At 66.1% G+C, this 17,273-nt stretch carries 8 protein-coding genes and 1 pseudogene; 8 read left to right on the top strand and 1 reads right to left on the bottom strand.

All coding sequences use genetic code 11. The annotated features are described in order from the left end of the window. The first annotated feature begins 112 nt into the window (after nucleotides 1-112). The 8 genes from OKW40_RS37270 (at nucleotide 113) to OKW40_RS37305 (ending at nucleotide 15,857) form a co-directional block, all read left to right on the top strand. Nucleotides 113-1,321 (top strand): capsule biosynthesis protein, encoded by a 1,209-nt coding sequence (locus tag OKW40_RS37270; RefSeq protein ID WP_429493853.1) that lies wholly within the window; start codon nucleotides 113-115, stop codon nucleotides 1,319-1,321. Beyond that, nucleotides 1,314-2,099, top strand: a complete 786-nt coding sequence (locus OKW40_RS37275; RefSeq protein ID WP_429493854.1) for an SDR family NAD(P)-dependent oxidoreductase — start codon at nucleotides 1,314-1,316, stop codon at nucleotides 2,097-2,099. The genes OKW40_RS37270 and OKW40_RS37275 overlap by 8 nt, the downstream gene beginning before the upstream one ends. Next, nucleotides 2,100-3,632, top strand: coding sequence for an LTA synthase family protein (locus tag OKW40_RS37280; protein ID WP_429493855.1), 1,533 nt, complete (start codon nucleotides 2,100-2,102; stop codon nucleotides 3,630-3,632). Then, nucleotides 3,632-11,308 carry an SDR family NAD(P)-dependent oxidoreductase gene (locus OKW40_RS37285; RefSeq protein WP_429493856.1) on the top strand — a complete coding sequence of 2,559 codons (7,677 nt, stop codon included), beginning with the start codon at nucleotides 3,632-3,634 and terminating at the stop codon, nucleotides 11,306-11,308. Before OKW40_RS37280 ends, OKW40_RS37285 begins: the two co-directional genes overlap by 1 nt. Continuing rightward, nucleotides 11,308-12,222: a UDP-3-O-acyl N-acetylglycosamine deacetylase gene (locus tag OKW40_RS37290; RefSeq protein ID WP_184060275.1), complete on the top strand. Its 915-nt coding sequence runs from the start codon at nucleotides 11,308-11,310 to the stop codon at nucleotides 12,220-12,222. The genes OKW40_RS37285 and OKW40_RS37290 overlap by 1 nt, the downstream gene beginning before the upstream one ends. Before the next feature lie 23 nt (nucleotides 12,223-12,245). Beyond that, complete coding sequence (locus OKW40_RS37295; RefSeq protein ID WP_429493857.1) at nucleotides 12,246-13,583, top strand: aminotransferase class I/II-fold pyridoxal phosphate-dependent enzyme; 1,338 nt, start codon at nucleotides 12,246-12,248, stop codon at nucleotides 13,581-13,583. 35 nt (nucleotides 13,584-13,618) lie between these two features. Then, entirely contained in the window at nucleotides 13,619-14,329 is a 711-nt protein-coding gene (locus OKW40_RS37300; RefSeq protein ID WP_429493858.1) for a GNAT family N-acetyltransferase, read from the top strand. A 97-nt stretch (nucleotides 14,330-14,426) separates the two neighbouring features. Next, the gene (locus tag OKW40_RS37305; protein ID WP_429493859.1) at nucleotides 14,427-15,857 is read left to right on the top strand and encodes a mannose-1-phosphate guanylyltransferase/mannose-6-phosphate isomerase; all 1,431 of its coding nucleotides are present in this window, start codon (nucleotides 14,427-14,429) and stop codon (nucleotides 15,855-15,857) included. Between the two features lie 684 nt (nucleotides 15,858-16,541). Here the strand turns inward: OKW40_RS37305 and OKW40_RS37310 are convergent. Then, a pseudogene (locus tag OKW40_RS37310) lies at nucleotides 16,542-17,229 on the bottom strand (HAD family hydrolase). Nucleotides 17,230-17,273 lie beyond the last annotated feature (44 nt).

Here is a 17,273-nt window from a genome sequence, read left to right on the forward strand (position 1 = left end):
GCAAAAAATTTCAAGCTCCTCTTCAAAGAAGATCCGATCTGCGGTGTTATTTCCTGACATCGATCGAGATATCAGGGAGCGCATATAGACCGCTTGATTGTCCGCCCCGTCCATGTTTCGCTCTTTTCTTGTCCTACAGGGTACAGCCTCACCGTTTTTCTCCCGTCTTTCCGACGCGTTGATTGAGCGGAGTCATGCCGTACGCCGAGTTAGTTTCTGTGGTGGCGACTTGCTCTACAGCGGTATTCACGCGAGTTGGAATTTTCAGGATCACGTTGATTCACTGAATCGCTGGTATGTCAACAAGATAAAGTCCGCCAATTTTACCGATGTAATAATGTTCGGCGACTGCCGCGAAATCCACCGCCCAATTCACCCAATCGCCAAATCCCACGGTCTGCACGTCCACGTATTCGAAGAGGGCTACGTCCGCCCGCACTGGCTGACGATGGAGCAACACGGCGTGAACGGCCGCTCCCAATTGCCCCGCGACCCCGCCTGGTATCTGGAACAACGCCGTTTCACCCCTCCGAGCCCAGTGGGCGAACAAACGGGCTACAACCTGTTCGAACGCGCGTTTCACGACATCCGCTACCGCGCGGCCAATACGCTATACGCGCCGCGCTTTCCGCATTACCGCAGCCATCGGCCCAGAAACGGCTTTTTCGAATACGCGGGGCTCGCAGCCCGCGCATTGCGTCAGCGCCGGCATCACAAAGACTCCGATCAGGTTACCCGCGAGCTGCTGGACGCGAAGAAGCCTTACTACATCTTCCCGCTGCAGCTGAATTCGGATGCGCAGATCGTCGTCCATTCGCCGTTCGAGGGTGTCCGGGAAGCGATTACCCGGGTACTGACGTCGTTCGCGCATCAAGCGCCGGCGGACACCTGGCTCGTCGTCAAAAATCACCCGCTCGACACGGGCTTGATCGACCACCGCAGCCATGCGATGAAACTCGCCCGCGACCTCGGCATTGCCGATCGACTGCGCTTCATCGATGCCGGCCATCTGCCGACGCTGCTGGACAACGCTCGCGGCGCGGTGGTGGTGAATAGCACCGTGGGTTTGTCGGCGCTGCATCATCGCTGCCCGTTGATCGCGCTCGGCAACGCGATCTACAACATGCCGGGCTTGACCTGGCAAGGCACGCTCGACGATTTCTGGCGAGACGCCGGCCAGCCCGACATGAATCTGTATCAAGCCTTCCTCGACTACGTCGTCCACCACACGCAGATCAACGGCGACTTCTATACGAAGACCGGCATCGCGATGGCCGTAGCGGGAGCGGTGCAACGTCTAGAGGCGGCCGCGCATGCGTAAAGCCGCGCCACGCCACGTCGTGATCACCGGCGCGAGCGCCGGTCTCGGTCGCGCGCTCGCGATGGCTTATGCTGCGCCGCAAGTCGTGCTCGGTCTCATCGGCCGCGACGCCGATCGCCTCGAAGCGTCGGCGCAAGCCTGCCGCGCAAAAGGCGCAAGCGTGCAGACCGCCCTCATCGACGTGCGCGACGCGCAGGCCATGCAAGCCTGGTTGCAAGAATTCGACGACGCACATCCAATCGATCTGCTTGTCGCTAACGCCGGCGCCGCCAGCACGCTCGCATCCGCAAGCGACTGGGAAGACCAGGAGCGCACGGCTGCGATCGTCGACACCAACTTCTACGGCGCAATGCACGCGGCGCTCCCGGTCATCGCCCGCATGCGCGCGCGCAAACACGGCCACGTAGCGCTGATCAGCTCGCTCGCCGCGTTGCGCGGCATGGCAATTTCGCCCGCTTATTGCGCGAGCAAAGCGGCGATCAAGGCCTACGGCGATTCAGTCCGTCCGATCCTGTCGCGCGACGGCATTCGCATGTCGATCGTTCTGCCGGGCTTCGTGAAGACCGCAATGAGCGACGTGTTCCCCGGTGACAAGCCGTTCCTCTGGTCCGCCGACAAAGCGGCGGAACACATCCAGCGCAAGCTCAAAACAGGCCGCGCCGAAATCGCGTTCCCGAGCGTGCTCGCGTTCGGCATGCGGCTCTTGCCGTTGCTGCCCGCCGTCCTCGCCGACGCAATTCTCGGTGGCCTGTCGTATCTTCCGCGCGAGGAGCACTGAGTGAACGCGACGCTCGCGCTCAGTTTCGCGGCCGCGGCCGGCCTTGCGTTTCTGCCGGAAGCGCTCGCGCAGCCGCGCGCGTCGCTGCGCCGCGCGCCGTTGGCGTTCGCGTTGCACGTCGCGGCGATTGTGTTCCTCTGCGTATGCGTGTTGCTGATCACCGGGCGAGTGCGCTTTTCGGCCTTCGTCGCTATCGCACTGGTTGCACTGCTCGCAGGCGTCAGCAACGCGAAATACGCGTCGCTGCGCGAGCCATTCGTGTTCACCGACCTAAGTCTCTTCAGCCAGCTATTCGCGCATCCGCGTCTTTATCTGCCGTTCCTGAGCGTGGGGACCGTCATCGCGATCTTGCTTGGCATCGTCGTGGTCGTCGCGGCGTTTGTCGCAGACACGCCCGTGGCGCATCGGCCCATCGCCGCGCTTTTGCTCACCGCGTGCGCATCGATTGCGGCCGCCTACGCATGCGCCGCGCGCCTGCCGCTAACACTGCGTGCCGCCGACGATCAGCAACGCCACGGTTTTTTCGCGGTTTTCATCGGATATCTGCTGAACGGCATGCGCCTGGCCACCGTGCGTCAGTTGCGCACCGCGCTGGCCAACGGTCCTTTCGCGACCGGCAAGCCGCACACGATGCCCGACGTGATCCTGATCCAGAGCGAGTCCTTCTTCGACGCGCGGCGTCTATCCATCTCGATCGATCCGTCGATCCTGCGCAACTTCGATCTCGCGCGCCGTGAGTCGGTCCAGCATGGCGAGCTGACGGTGCCCGCGTGGGGCGCGAATACGATGCGCACGGAGTTCGCGGTGCTGACGGGCATGGACCAAACGCAACTCGGTTATGCGCGCTTCTACCCCTACGCTTTTGTACGGCGCGCGTGTGCGTCGCTCGCTTCATGGTTCAAGCACGGCGGCTATCAAACGCTCGCGATTCACCCGTACTACGCCGACTTCTTCGGCCGCGAGCGCGCGTTCAAACGCCTGCAGATCGATCGCTTCGTCGACATCGAGGCATTCGCGGACGCACCGCGCGCGGGCCCGTACGTCGCCGATATGGCGGTCGCCGATGTGATCGTCGAAGCACTCGACGAACCGCGCGAGAAACCCGCGTTCATCTTCTCGATGACGATGGAAAACCACGGCCCGCTGCATTTGGAAACCGTGCAACCCGGCGAGGCCGCCGCTTTCCATTCGCTCGGCGACGACGAGCAATGGCGCGACCTGACCGCTTATCTGCGGCATCTGGCAAACGCCGATGCGATGCTCGGCCGGCTGCTCGACGCGCTGCGCGCGCGGCGCCGCGACACGGTGCTGTGTTTTTATGGCGATCACGTGCCGGCACTATCGCACGTGTACGCGCAACTTGACGACGAGCCCGCACACAGCAACTACTTTATCTGGCGCAACTATGGTGATGCGCCTGCTACCCGAACAGATCTTTACGCCGCGCAACTTGGCGTCGCCCTCGTAGAAGCGCTCGCGCCGGCCGTATCGCGTGAGACGCCGACGCGTACGCTGCACCCAACAGAAGAATAATGACGAAACAGATTGCGATTGTGGGGATGGCCTGCCGCTTTCCCGGCCATGTTGAGAACCCGGAAGATTTCTGGGCGTTGCTTCGTGACGAAAAAGACGCGGTCACGCAAGTGCCGGCCGATCGCTTCGGCACGGAGTTTTACCAGCATCCGTCGAAGCGCGAAGCAGGCAAGAGCTATACGTTCTCCGCCGGCGTGCTAGACGACGTCGCCGGTTTCGACGCGTCGTTCTTCGGCATCTCTCCGCGTGAAGCGCAGCAGATGGACCCGCAGCAGCGTCTGTTGCTCGAACTCGCGTGGGAAACTTTCGAAGACGCGGGCGTACGCCCGCGCGACATGGAAGGCAGCAACTGCGCGGTCTATGTCGGTGTCGCGAGCCCGGACTACGGCAATCGTTTCGTCGACGACCTGAACGCGGTCGACCCGTATTCGGCGACCGGCAACACGCTCAGCATCGCGTCGAACCGTCTGTCGTATCTGTTCGACCTGCGTGGGCCGAGCGTATCGGTCGATACCGCGTGCTCGTCGTCGCTGGTCGCGTTGCACCAGGCGTGTCAGGCGCTGCAGGCAGGCGATGCCGAAGTGGCGCTCGCGGGCGGCGTCAATCTGCTGCTGCATCCGTTCGGCTTCGTGACGTTCTCGAAGGCGTCGATACTGTCGCCGCGCGGCCGCTGCCGTGCGTTCGACGCGACCGGCGACGGCTACGTCCGCTCGGAAGGCGGCGCGCTCGTGATGCTGAAAACGCTGGAGCGCGCGCTCGCCGACGGCGACACGATTCATGCCGTCATCGCGGGTACGGGCGTGAACTCGGACGGCTACTCGCAGGGCGGCATCAGCGTTCCGGGCGCGGCGACTCAGGCCGCGCTGCTGCGCACGGTTTATCAACGCGCGGGCGTCGATCCCCGCTCGCTCGCTTATGTCGAAGCGCATGGGACCGGTACCGCCGTCGGCGATCCGATCGAGGCCCGCGCATTGATGAGCGTCGCGTCGGCGGGGCGCCCCGTCGATCGGCCGCTGCTGATCGGTTCGGTGAAGACCAACGTCGGTCACCTCGAAACGGCGTCGGGCATGGCCGGACTGATCAAGGCGATCCTGTGCCTGAAGCACCGCGCGGTGCCGAAAACGCTGCATTTCGAAACGCCGAATCCGGCGATCGATTTCGTCGACGGCCGGCTGCGGGTCGTCGATCGTCTGACGCCGCTCGAATCGCCCGATGGCGCCGACGCGCCGCTCGTGGTCGGCGTCAACTCGTTCGGTTTCGGCGGCACGAACGCGCACGTCGTGCTGCGCGAGGCGCCGGTTGCAAGAGCGACTGACACGGCGCAGCCCGACTCCAGCAACGCAACGGCTGCGCTCACGCCGCTCGTGCTATCGACGCGCGCCGCGGTCGCATTGCCGAAACTCGCGGCGCGCTATCTGGCAGCGCTCGATCAAGGCGCGTCGTGGAATCTGTTGGCTGCGAATGCCGCGCATCGCCGGCAATGGCTCAAGCATCGCGCGATCGTCGCACCGTCGACGCTCGCCGAAGCGCGCGCGGCACTCGTCGAGCTGACCACGTCGGTGCAAGAGCACGCGGACATGGCGCTAGTGAAAGGCGAAGCACCGGCCGACGATGGCCGTCTCGCGCTGGTGTTCTCCGGCAACGGCTCCCAGTGGGCCGGCATGGGCAAGCAGTTGCTCCAACAGGAGCTGGTGTTCAGCGCCGCGCTCGAAAAGATCGACACATTGTGGCGCGCCGACGGCAGCGCCTCGCTGCTCGACATGTTGCGCGCAGGCGTGAGTGCCGAGACTCTCGCGGCCACCGAGCATTCGCAGCCGCTGCTGTTCGCGATCCAGGTCGGTGTGGTGCGCGTGCTCGAAGCGCGTGGCGTCACATATGACGTATGCGTCGGCCACAGCGTCGGCGAAGTCGCGGCGGCGTGGGCATCGGGGGCATTGACGCTCGCGCAGGCCGTGCGCGTCATCAAGATCCGCAGCCGCGCGCAGGCGAAAACGCGCGGCACCGGCCGCATGGCGGCCGCCGGTCTCGGCGAAGCGGCGATCCGTGCGTTGATCGCGCAACACGATCTCGACGCGACGGTGGAAGTTGCTGGCGTCAACAGTCCGCAGGCGGTCACGCTCGCCGGTCCGCTCGACGCGTTGCAAACGCTCGACGCGGCTGTCAAGGCGAGTGGTCGTTTCTTCCAGATGCTCGACCTCGACTACGCGTTCCACAGCTGTCAGATGGACCCGATCGAGTTGGACGTCCTCGTGGGTCTCGCGAACCTCGCGCCGGGTGAGACCACGCGCGGCTTCGTATCGACGGTGACGGGCGACGAACTGGCGGGCACCGAACTCGACGCGCGCTACTGGTGGCGCAATATCCGCGAGTCGGTGCGATTTGGCGACGCGATCGCGCGCATCGCGCAGAACGGCGTGCGTCTATTCCTCGAAATCGGCCCGCATTCGATTCTGCGCACCTATGTGACGCAAACGCTCGACGACGCGCGCATCGCGGGCCGCTCGCTGGCGACGCTCAAGCGCAATCACGACAACGCGGAGACGCTGCATCACGCGCTGCACGCGATGATCGCGAACGGCGCGAACGTCGACGTCGATCGTTTCGCGCCGCGAGCGTTGCTGAGCCGACAGGTGGCGCTGCCGTCGTATCCGTGGCAACACGAACGCCATTGGCTCGGCCCGACCGCCGAGGCCTACAACCTCGTGTACCGCCGCCGCGAGCATCCGCTGCTCGGCTATCGTCTCCACGAGCATGCGCTCGCGTGGGAAAACCAGCTCGACCCGGCGGGTCTGCCGATGCTGGCCGACCACGTCGTCGATGGTGGCGCGGCGTTTCCGGGCGCCGGCTACGTCGAGATGGCACTGGCCGCCGCGCGCGTGCATTTCGGCACCGCGAGCTGCGCGGTCGAGAACGTCGAAATCCGTTTGCCTGTCGTATTCCAGCCGCAGCATTCGAAGCTGTTCCGCTTCACCGTCGACGTGCGGACCGCCAACTTCACGATCGAAACGCGCGATCGCATGTCGGACGAAGCGTGGTCGCTGAACGTGACCGGCCGTTTGCTCGCGAGCGGTTGCGCGCTCGGCGACGCGGCGGCCAACTTGCCGCTTTTCGATCTGACGAGCCTGCTCGCGCAGCCTGCGATGTCGGGCGACACGCTGTACGCGAACACCGCCGCAATCGGCCTGAACTACGGGCCCGCGTTCCGTTGGGTGCGCGCGGTCCGCGTCGACGCAAACGCCGACATGGCGCTTGCCGAAGTCGACATGCCCGCGGTGCTCGCGCAGTCCGCCGACGCCGCGAACGCCTACGCATTGCATCCCGCGCTGATGGACAGCGGCTTTCATCCGCTGTTTGCGCTGCTAGCTTCGCCGCGCCATGGTGAGATCGAGCATGCGGCTTATGTGCCGGTGCAACTGGGCCGCATCGACTATCTGCGCGGCGACGCGATTTGCTATGTGCTCGCGCGCATCGAGCGGCGCAGCCCGCATTCGGTCGTCGCATCGTTCGAATTCGCCGACGCGCAGGGCGCGGTCGTCGCGCGTCTGAGCGCCTGCCGGTTCCGTCGCGTCGATCTGCTGAGCCGGCGCCAGCAGGCGCCTGGACGCTATACGTATATCGTCGAAGCGAAGCCGCTTGCCGCCGATGTCAACGCGCACGCGTTGCCCACGGCCGCCGCGTTGCTGGCCGATGCGGCGAGCGCGCTCGCCGTGCAGGAAGACGAAGCGCGCCGGCACACGCATCTGACCGAGATGCTGCCGCTGCTCGACGTGCTTGCCGGCGCGTACGCGTTGCAGGCGCTCGACGCGCTCGACGTGTTCGCGCAGCCGGCGCTGCCCGATTGCGCGCATCCAGCGTTGCTTGCGCGGCTCGTGCAGATCGTCGTCGAAGATGGTCTCGCACGTCGCGAGGGCACCCGCCTCGTGCGCGCCGACGACGCCTGCGCGAACCTGCCCGCCATCGACGAGCTGTGGCGCGAACTGCTCGCGCAATCGCCCGCGCATGTGGCGGAACTGACGCTGCTCGCGCATTGCGGCGCGGCGTTGCCTGCCGTGCTGCGCGGCGAAGTGAGTGGCGCGCAGATTCTGCCGCCGTCGCGCAGCAGCCTCGTCGAGCATTTCTTCGAAGCGTCGCCGACGTGGACGCATGCGAATGCGCTGACCGGTGCGTGTCTGCATCGCGCGATCGAAAGCTGGAGCGAGCCGCGCCGGCTGCGCGTGCTCGAACTCGATTCGCCGCTCACCGACGTGCTGCGACCGCTCGCGATCCACGTGCCGGTCTCGCGTTGCGATTACACGATCGCGGGAACGCGTGAGCAGTTGAGCGGCTTCGACACGACTGAGCATCCGTCGCTCCATATCGCGACTGTCGAATTCGGCGATGCGCCGCGTCTGGTTGGCGTCGACGCGGGCGAGCGCTACGACCTCGTGGTCGCGAGTCACGTGCTCGCCGGCCAAAGCGAGCCACGCGCGCTGCTCGCCGCGTTGCGCGGCTGGCTCGCGCCGGGCGCGCTGGTCGTGATCGCGGAACCGCGCAACAGCCGTTTCGCGGACCTCGTGTTCGATCTCGACGCGGACTCCGCGCATGCCAACGCGCGCCGCGCGGCGTGGCTGTCGCCGCAGGCGCTGACGCAACTGCTCGAACAGGCTGGCTTCGAACAGGTTGCGCGCCATACGGAGCACGGGCTCGACCTCGAAGGCGCGCCGACGCTGCTGGTAGCGCGGGCGCCGCTTGAAGTGGCTGGGAACGATGCGGCGGGCGCGACTCAGGCGAGCACGTCGCCTGCGCATTGGTCGTTGCTGTACGCGACGTCCGACGCGATCGACGACACGCTGAGCACAGCGCTGCGAGCCGCCGGCCACACGACGTCGAGCACGACGCTTCAGGCATTGCGTCACGATATGAGCAAGCTGGCCGCGCCAGCCGGGGTTGGGCAGCACATCGCGCATCACGTGGTGTTCGTTGCGCCCGATCAGCCGTTGTCCGCCGACGCGGACGGCGCCGAAGTGATGCACGCGCAGCGGCAGACCACGCTCGCGCTCGCACAGCTCGTGCGCGACCTCGCGGTGGCGTCGAACGAAATGCGCCCGCAACTGTGGATCGTCACGCGCGGCGGCGCGCCGGTCGCGACGCCGTTCGTGGATGCCGCGTCTCTGCGTCCCGAGCAGGGCGCGCTGTGGGGGCTCGTGCGCGTGCTGGCCAACGAGCATCCCGAACTATCGTGCCGTCTGATCGATGTGTGCGCGACGCAAGCGGACGCGGGCGCGTTGCTCGCGCGCGAACTGCTTGCGTCCGACGGCGAGGAAGAAGTGCTGCTGACGCCGCGCGGCCGCTACGTGACGCGTATGCTGCCCACCCCGAACGCGGCGCTGCGCGACATCGCGGCCGAGCCGCTGTGTGCGCGCAACGAAGCGGCGGTGCTCGGTTTCGCGTCGCCGGGTTCGTTGCGCAACCTCGAATGGTTCCCGCTGCCGCAGAGCGAGCTCGCTGTGGATGAGGTCGAGATCGAACCGGCCGCGACGGGCCTCAATTTCCGCGACGTGATGTACGCGATGGGACTGCTGTCCGACGAGGCCGTCGAAAACGGCTTCGCGGGCGCGACGGTCGGCATGGAGCTGTCCGGGCGCGTCGTACGCGTCGGCCGCGACGTGCAGCGTTTCGCGGCGGGCGATGCGGTGCTCGGCTTCGCGCCGGCGTCGTTCGCGAGCCGAGTGCGCACGAAAGCGGAAGCGATTGCGCTCAAGCCCACGCGTCTGACGTTCGAGGAAGCGGCGACCGTGCCGACGACGTTCTTCACCGCGTACTACGCGCTGTGCGAGCTCGCGCGTCTGCGCCGTGGCGAACGGGTGCTCGTGCACGGCGCGGCGGGCGGCGTCGGGATCGCGGCGATCCAGCTCGCGCGGCATCTCGGCGCGGAAGTGTTCGCGACCGCGGGCAGCCGCGAGAAGCGCGAGTTCGTGCGTCTGCTCGGCGCCGATCATGTGTTCGATTCGCGCAGCCTCGCATTCGCCGATCAAATCCGCGAGCGCACGCAAGGCGCCGGCATCGACATCGTGCTCAATTCGCTGGCCGGCGAAGCGATGGTGCGCAGCATCGATACGCTGCGTCCGTTCGGTCGTTTCCTCGAACTCGGCAAGCGCGATTTCTATGAAAACAGCCGCATCGGCTTGCGGCCGTTCCGTAACAACATCAGCTATTTCGGCATCGATGCGGACCAGTTGATGAGCGCGTTGCCGGGGCTGACCGCGCGTCTGTTCGAAGACGTGATGCGGCTGTTCGCGGACGGTGTGCTGCATCCGCTGCCGTATCGCGCGTTCCCGGCCGAGCGCGTCGAGGAAGCGTTCCGCCATATGCAGCAGGCGCGGCAGATCGGCAAGATTCTGGTCACGTATCCGGCCGGCACGCCGAGCCCCGCGCGTTCGGCGCAAGCCAGCGCGACGCTGCGACTCGATCCGGCGGCCGCGTATCTGATCGTCGGCGGCACGGGCGGGCTTGGCTTTGCGAGTGCACGCTGGATGATGTCGCGTGGCGCGCGTCATCTGGTGCTCGCGAGCCGTTCCGGCACGCTCGCGCCCGAACTGGCCGAAGAAACCGCACGCTGGCGCGCAAGCAACGGCACCGAAGTGCGCACGGTCGCCTGCGACGTGACCGACGCGGCCGCGCTCGATGCGTTGCTCGCCGACCTCGCGCAACGCGGCACACCGTTGAAGGGCGTGCTGCATTCGGCGATGGCGATCGACGACGGTCTCGTGCGCAATCTCGACGACGAGCGCTTTGCCGCCGTGCTCGCGCCGAAGGTGGCGGGCGCGTGGAACCTGCATCGCGCGACGCGCGACCTGGCGCTCGATTTCTTCGTGCTCTATTCGTCGGCGACGACCTTCCTCGGCAATCCGGGGCAATCGAGCTACGTCGCGGCGAACAGCTTCCTCGAAGCGCTGATCGCGCAGCGGCGCGCGGCCGGTTTGCCGGGCACCTGCATGGCATGGGGTCCGCTCGACGACGTCGGCTTCCTCGCGCGCAACGCGGAAACGCGTGAAGCACTGCAGGCGCGGATCGGCGGTGTGTCGATCAGCTCGGCCGAAGCGATGGCCGCGCTCGAACGCGCGCTCGTCGCGATGCATGCGGGCGAGGCGGTGGTGCGGCTCGATTGGCACGCCCTTGCGCTCGGCATGCCGGCGGCGCGCGCGCATCGCTATACCGAGCTGCAGACGCGCGGCAGACACGAACCGGCGCCTCAGGGCAGCGTGCAGATGCGCGAGCAGATCGCGGCGATGGCGTTCGACGATGCGCAGCGATTGGTCGAGGAGACGCTGCAGGCGCAGATCGCGCGCATTCTGCACATGTCGCCGGAGAAGATCGAAACCGGCCGCTCGATTCTCGACATGGGCATGGATTCGCTGATGGGCATGGAACTCGGCATGGCCGTCGAAGAGCGCTTCGAGGTCAAGCTGTCGATCATGACGATGGCCGAGGGCGCGACCGTGCGTTCGCTCGCGCAACGGATCGTCGAGTCGATCCAGACGCACGATGAGGCTGCGGAGCCGAACGGCGCCGCCGCGCAGATGGCGGCGCAGGTCGCGGCAGTCGCCGCGCAACATGCGCTCGATGTGGGTGCCAACGCGCTGGCCGACGTGGCGGATGCGCTGTCCGCTCAGTCGAGCGCGACGGAGCCCGTCTAATGCGCGCGCCCGCGGGCTGGAGTCATCGGGAGGGGACGCTCGCACGCGTGCTGACGGTGAGCGGTCACGGCTTGCACACGGGCCGGCGCGTGAACGTGCGGATCCTGCCGGGCACGGCCAACAGTCCGCGCGGCATCGTGTTCAGGCGCATGCAGCAGGGTCGCGTGCTGGCCGAATTCGCGGTGAGTCCCGCGTTGCGGCGCGGGCAGCCGCTGTGCACGATGCTCGAATCGGCCGATGGCGTGCGCGTGCGCACGGTCGAGCATCTGCTGGCTTCGCTGCTAACGTGCGAAATCGATCGCGCGACGATCGAGCTCGATGCCGAGGAAGTGCCAATTCTCGACGGCAGCGCGCAACCTTGGCTCGACGAGATTCGCGCGTGCGGACGCATCGAGCTACCGCATGCGAAGCGCTTCATTCGCGTGCTGCGGCCCGTGAAGATTGCCGACGGCGCCGGCACGCGCGACGAACGCAGCATGTCGATCGAACCGGCAGCCGCCTATGAATTGAGTGTGCGCAACGATCTGAAGGGCTTCGGCGAATTGCGCTGGGACGGCGCGCTGACGCCGGCGAGCTTTGCCGGCGAGATCGCGCCGTCGCGCTCCTATGGACGCGTCAAGTGGGCGATCCCGGCGATCGCGGCGGGCTACGTGCGCGGCACGCCGATTCTGCGCGGCGCGCGCCTGTCGTGCACGGCGGCGATCGTCGGCAATCGGGTGCTCGGCGGCATGCGCGTGCCCGACGAGTTCGTGCGGCACCGCGTGCTCGATCTGGTCGGCGACATGGCGATGGCCGGTGCGCCATTGCTGGGCCGCGTGAGCGCGTTGCGGCCGAGTCACGAAATGAACTACCGGCTCGTCGCCGCGCTGCTCGCGGATCGCGACGCGTGGGAATGGGCGGAATTCGCGAGCTGAACGTACAGGATTAGCGAAACACTATGGGACTGGGTGATCACCTTCGCCAGCAACTCGCCGCGAAGGCGTTGATGAGGCAACTGGAGCGCGTGTCCGACGAGGCGCGCGAGCCGGGCGCGCCGCTCGCGGCGAGCGGCACTCGCGCGGCGCAGGACGCCGCGCGCGCCGAGCTGTGCAGCTTCGAAAGCATGCCGGGTTATCAGCAGGTCGAGATCCTGCGGCAGATGGGCGACAAGCTGCAGGTTCAATCGCCGTTCTTTCGCGTGCATGAGGGCGTGGCCGGCGCGACGACGCGCATCGGCGGCGCCGAGTATCTTAACTACGCGAACTACAACTATCTCGGCCTCGCCGGCGATCCGCACGTATGTGCGCGGTCGAAACAGGCGATCGACCGCTATGGCACGTCGGCGTCCGCGAGCCGCATGGTGGCGGGCGAGCGGCCCGTGCAGCGCGAACTCGAAACGGCGCTCGCGTCGTTCTACGAGGTCGACGATTGCGTCGTGTTCGTCAGCGGCCACGCGACCAATGTGACCGTGATCGGCTCGCTGTTCGGTCCTGGCGACCTGATCGTGCACGACTCGCTCGCGCATAACAGCATCGTGCAGGGCGCGCAATTGAGCGGCGCCAAACGGCTGAGCTTTGCGCACAACGACTGGCAGGCGCTCGACGCATTGCTCGCGCGCGTGCGGCACGACTACCGGCGCGTGCTGATCGCGATCGAAGGCCTGTACAGCATGGACGGCGACGTTCCCGATCTCGCGCAATTCGTCGACATCAAGCGCCGTCATGCGGCGTTCCTGATGGTCGACGAAGCGCATTCGCTCGGCGTGCTCGGCGAGCGCGGCAAGGGCGTGCGCGAGCATTGCGGCGTGGCGAGCGGCGACGTCGATATCTGGATGGGTACGCTGAGCAAAACGCTGGCCGGTTGCGGCGGGTTTATCGCCGGCACGCAGGCGTTGATCGATATCCTGCGGCACCTCGCGCCGGGCTTCCTGTATAGCGTGGGGCTCGCGCCTGCGTTGGCGGCGGCGTCGCTCGCGGCGCTCGAGCGTCTGATCGCCGAACCCGAGCGGGTCGCGCGCTTGCGCGCACGCGGGCGGCAGTTCATCGACGAGGCGCGTGCCGCCGGTCTCGATACCGGCAAGAGCGCGGGGTATGCAGTCGTGCCGATCATTTCCGGCAGCACGCTGAAGGCCGCGCAATGGGCGAACGCGATGTTCGCCGAAGGCATCAACGTGCAGCCGATCTTCTATCCGGCCGTCGAGGAAAAGGCGGCGCGCCTGCGCTTTTTCATCTGCTCGACGCATGAACCCGAACAGATCAGCCGCACGATCGTCGCGCTCAGGCGCATCGCTCGCTAACCACACCGCAACAATCAAACACAGGGCAGCCTGTCATGTATGCCGTAGATCCTGCGCGCGCGGATTCGCCCGATCGCGAACCCGAACCGCCCGCGCTGCGCTGTCGTGCCGCGCGCGCAGACGATGCCGAAGCGTGCGCGCCGCTCGTGTTCGCATCGGGCATGCGCGAATTCGGTTTCTTTCTCGGCGAGCCAGCCGATGCGTGCACCGAGTTTCTCGCGTTTGCGTTTGCATCGAAGCTCGGGCGCTTTTCGTATCGACGCCACCGTGTGGCCGTGACTGAAGGCGACCAGCCGGTCGCGGTGCTAGCGCTCCATGACGGACGCAACACATGGTTCGACGATCCGCATGTCGCGCTGATGCTGCTGCTGTTCTTCGGCCTGCGCCGCACGGTTCGCATGCTGTTGCGCGGCCTTGTGCTCGAAAGCGAGTTGCCGGCACCGAAGTCGTCGCAGACGCTGATCGCCCACTGCGCGACGCATCAGCGCCTGCGCGGCACGGGCGTTTTCAGCGCGCTGTTTGCGGATGCGATGCGCGCGCGGGAGTTGATGAATTCGCAGACTCGCGCGGCGCATGGCGAACACGATCGGCGACAGCTCGTGCTCGACGTGTTGGTGAGCAACAAGCGCGCATACGCGCTGTACCGGCGTCTCGGCTTCGTCGAATTGCCGCGCCGCGCGCCGCTTTCGGCGCGCTTGCCGCGCGAGCTCAAGTCGGTGCGAATGGAGTGGCTTGGCAAGCAATAAGTGGCGCGGAAAAAAAGACGGCCAGCAACGGACGACGCAAGCAAGACGCAGATGCACGATGCAGTCGATTGATAAGACACAAACGAGGACCTGACATATGCACATCCATCCCGTAATTCTTTGCGGCGGCAGCGGCACACGACTGTGGCCGATGTCGCGTGGCGGCTACCCGAAGCAGTATCTGGCACTGACCGGCGAACACACGCTGGTCCAGCAAACCGCGTTGCGCCTGCGCGGCATCGATGATGTGACCGCGCCGATCGTCGTCACGAACAACGAGCAGCGTTTTCTTGTCGCCGAGCAACTGCGCCAGGTCGACGTGGGTTCGTCGCGCATCGTGCTGGAAACGGCGAGCCGTAACACGGCGCCGGCCATCGCCGTGGCGGCATTGCTCGCGTTGCGCGACGCGCCCGACGCGTTGCTGCTGGTGCTGCCGTCCGATCACGTGATCGCCGGCGAGGCCGCGTTCGTGAAGGCGGTCGAAGCGGCAGCACAGATCGCGAAAGACGGGCATCTGGTCACGTTCGGCATCGCGCCGACCGAGCCGCATACCGGCTACGGTTACATCCGCGCGGGCGCGGCGCTGATCGACGGCACGCAGACGTTCGCGGTCGACTCGTTCGTCGAGAAGCCCGATGCCGCGACCGCTCAGCGCTTCATCGACGAAGGCCGTTACTACTGGAATAGCGGCATGTTCATGCTGAAGGCGTCGACGTATATGGACGAACTGCGCCGCTACGAGCCGGAGATCGCGCGTCAGGCCGAACTGTCGCTGCAGAACGCGCAGCAGGACTACGATTTCGTGCGACTCGATGCCGAGGCGTTCGCCGCCTGCCCGAACCTTTCCGTCGACCACGCGGTGATGGAGAAGACCCAGCGCGCGGCCGTCGTCGCGGTCGCCGATCTCGGCTGGAACGACATCGGTTCGTGGACCGCGCTCGCGGACATCGCCGAGCGAGATGCGCAGAACAACGCGCTGATCGGCGACGTGCTGACCGAGGCGGTCAGCAACTCGTACATTCGCGCCGAGCATCGGCTCGTGGCGGCGATCGGGCTCGAGAACGTCGTGATCGTCGAGACCGCGGACGCGGTGCTGGTCGCGCATCGGGATCAGGCGCAGGACGTGAAGAAGATCGTCGCGCAGCTCAATGCGATGGGGCGTCACGAGTCGGTCACGCATCGTCGCGTGGTGCGGCCGTGGGGGTCGTATGAAGGCATCGATAGCGGCGAGCGCTTCCAGGTCAAACGCATCGTCGTCAATCCGGGCGCGCAGCTGAGTCTGCAGATGCATCATCATCGCGCGGAGCACTGGATCGTCGTGAAGGGCACCGCGCTCGTGACGAACGGCGACAAGGAAATCATGCTGACCGAAAATCAGTCGACCTACATTCCGCTCGGCGTCACGCACCGGCTGCTGAACCCCGGCAAGATTCCGCTCGAGTTGATCGAGGTGCAGTCGGGCGCGTATCTCGGCGAGGATGACATCGTGCGGTTCGAGGATACGTACGGGCGTGTGGCGAAGGTTTAACGCCGTCGACGTTTAGCCTCGGCGACGTGTTTCAAAGGCCACTGGTTGAAGGACCGGTGGCTTTTTTCATTTGCGTGAGCGCATCCGGAACCCGACTTACCGCACGCGAAGGGGACTTCAAATAAGAGCACGAAGCGCGCGATGCGGCCCGATCGTACCAACCCGGGCCGCAACCCATGCGTGATTGCGCCGTCGTACGCAGCGGCGCTGGGCCTCGTGCTTACAGCGGCACGATCTTGACCGGCTCCGGATGGCAGACCGGGGTGTAGACCGGCCCGCAGCCGTAATGCACGGGCTGGCAGGGGTTGTAGGAGGGCGGGTTTGTAGTACGACGGGCCGCGAACCGGCGGTTTTTCGCCGTAACACGAAGGCGGGTATTCGTGCGGGAAACACGAGTGGCCGCCGCGCACGGACTGTGCAGCTGCGTGGTCGAGGTCGTCGCAGCGCGACAGGTCGGCAAGGGTCAAGTTCGACATGATGAATCTCCGGCAACGTTGGATGGGTATCGAGCGCGCAAATGCTTTGCGCCCGGTCGTTCCAGTTGCACGCACCATGCCATGCGGCGGGATTCAACGTCTGTGCTGGGTCGAGCGCTGATCGACCGGATCTGCGCAGTCGAAAACTGATCGGCGTTGGCCAACTTGCGGCAAGCCGGTGTCGTTCAACCGCCAACACGTCGGTCGATCAGCGCGTGCCCCATCCCGCGAGCAACGCCGGTAGCTCGGCCATCTCCCTGAACACGTGCACCGCGCCCGCGCCATGCAACGCGGTCGCGCTGCTATGGCCGAGGTGCGTCGGGCAATAGCCGAATACCGTCGCGCCCGGCCGCGACGCCCGCGGTCGCGCCCGTCACCGTATCCTCGATGACCGCACAGCGTGTCGGCTCGACGCCGAGTGCCGCGGCCGCGGCGAGGTAGACGTCGGGAAACGGCTTGCTGCGCGGCGTTTCGTGGCCGCTGAAGATGCGTCCGTCGAAGCAGTCGAGGATGCCGGCCTTCACGAGCTGCAATTCGATCTTGATGCGATCCGCGCCCGACGCCACCGCGATGCGTCCATTCAACCTCTGCTGCAGCGCGCGAACCGCGAAAGGCGCGCCGTCGATCGCGCGCAACTCATTGTCGAGCGCCACGTTGCGACGCGCGCGGAACTGCGCCAGCCACCCGGCCGTGATCGCGAAGCCGGTGCGCGCCTCGATCAACGCGGCTTCGTCCCTGACCATCTTGCCGACGAAAATGCGCATCGTCTCTTCGACGCTCAAATGCCAGCCGAGCTCGCCGAGCATCTCGGTGAGCACGCGGTTCGTGATGGGTTCGGAATCGACGAGCACGCCGTCGCAGTCGAAGAGCACGGCGTCGAAAGGAAAATCGGCCATCGGGGAGGGTAGGGATAAGGTCGCGGACCGGCAAGGATACCGCA

It is taken from the genome of Paraburkholderia sp. RAU6.4a (assembly GCF_050435625.1).
In the GTDB taxonomy this organism is placed as follows: domain Bacteria; phylum Pseudomonadota; class Gammaproteobacteria; order Burkholderiales; family Burkholderiaceae; genus Paraburkholderia; species Paraburkholderia tuberum.

Coding starts and splice junctions, on each gene's coding strand:
- OKW40_RS37270 (WP_429493853.1), top strand. CDS start 113: ATGTTTCGCTCTTTTCTTGTCCTACAGGGTACAGCCTCACCGTTTTTC.
- OKW40_RS37275 (WP_429493854.1), top strand. CDS start 1,314: ATGCGTAAAGCCGCGCCACGCCACGTCGTGATCACCGGCGCGAGCGCC.
- OKW40_RS37285 (WP_429493856.1), top strand. CDS start 3,632: ATGACGAAACAGATTGCGATTGTGGGGATGGCCTGCCGCTTTCCCGGC.
- OKW40_RS37290 (WP_184060275.1), top strand. CDS start 11,308: ATGCGCGCGCCCGCGGGCTGGAGTCATCGGGAGGGGACGCTCGCACGC.
- OKW40_RS37295 (WP_429493857.1), top strand. CDS start 12,246: ATGGGACTGGGTGATCACCTTCGCCAGCAACTCGCCGCGAAGGCGTTG.
- OKW40_RS37300 (WP_429493858.1), top strand. CDS start 13,619: ATGTATGCCGTAGATCCTGCGCGCGCGGATTCGCCCGATCGCGAACCC.
- OKW40_RS37305 (WP_429493859.1), top strand. CDS start 14,427: ATGCACATCCATCCCGTAATTCTTTGCGGCGGCAGCGGCACACGACTG.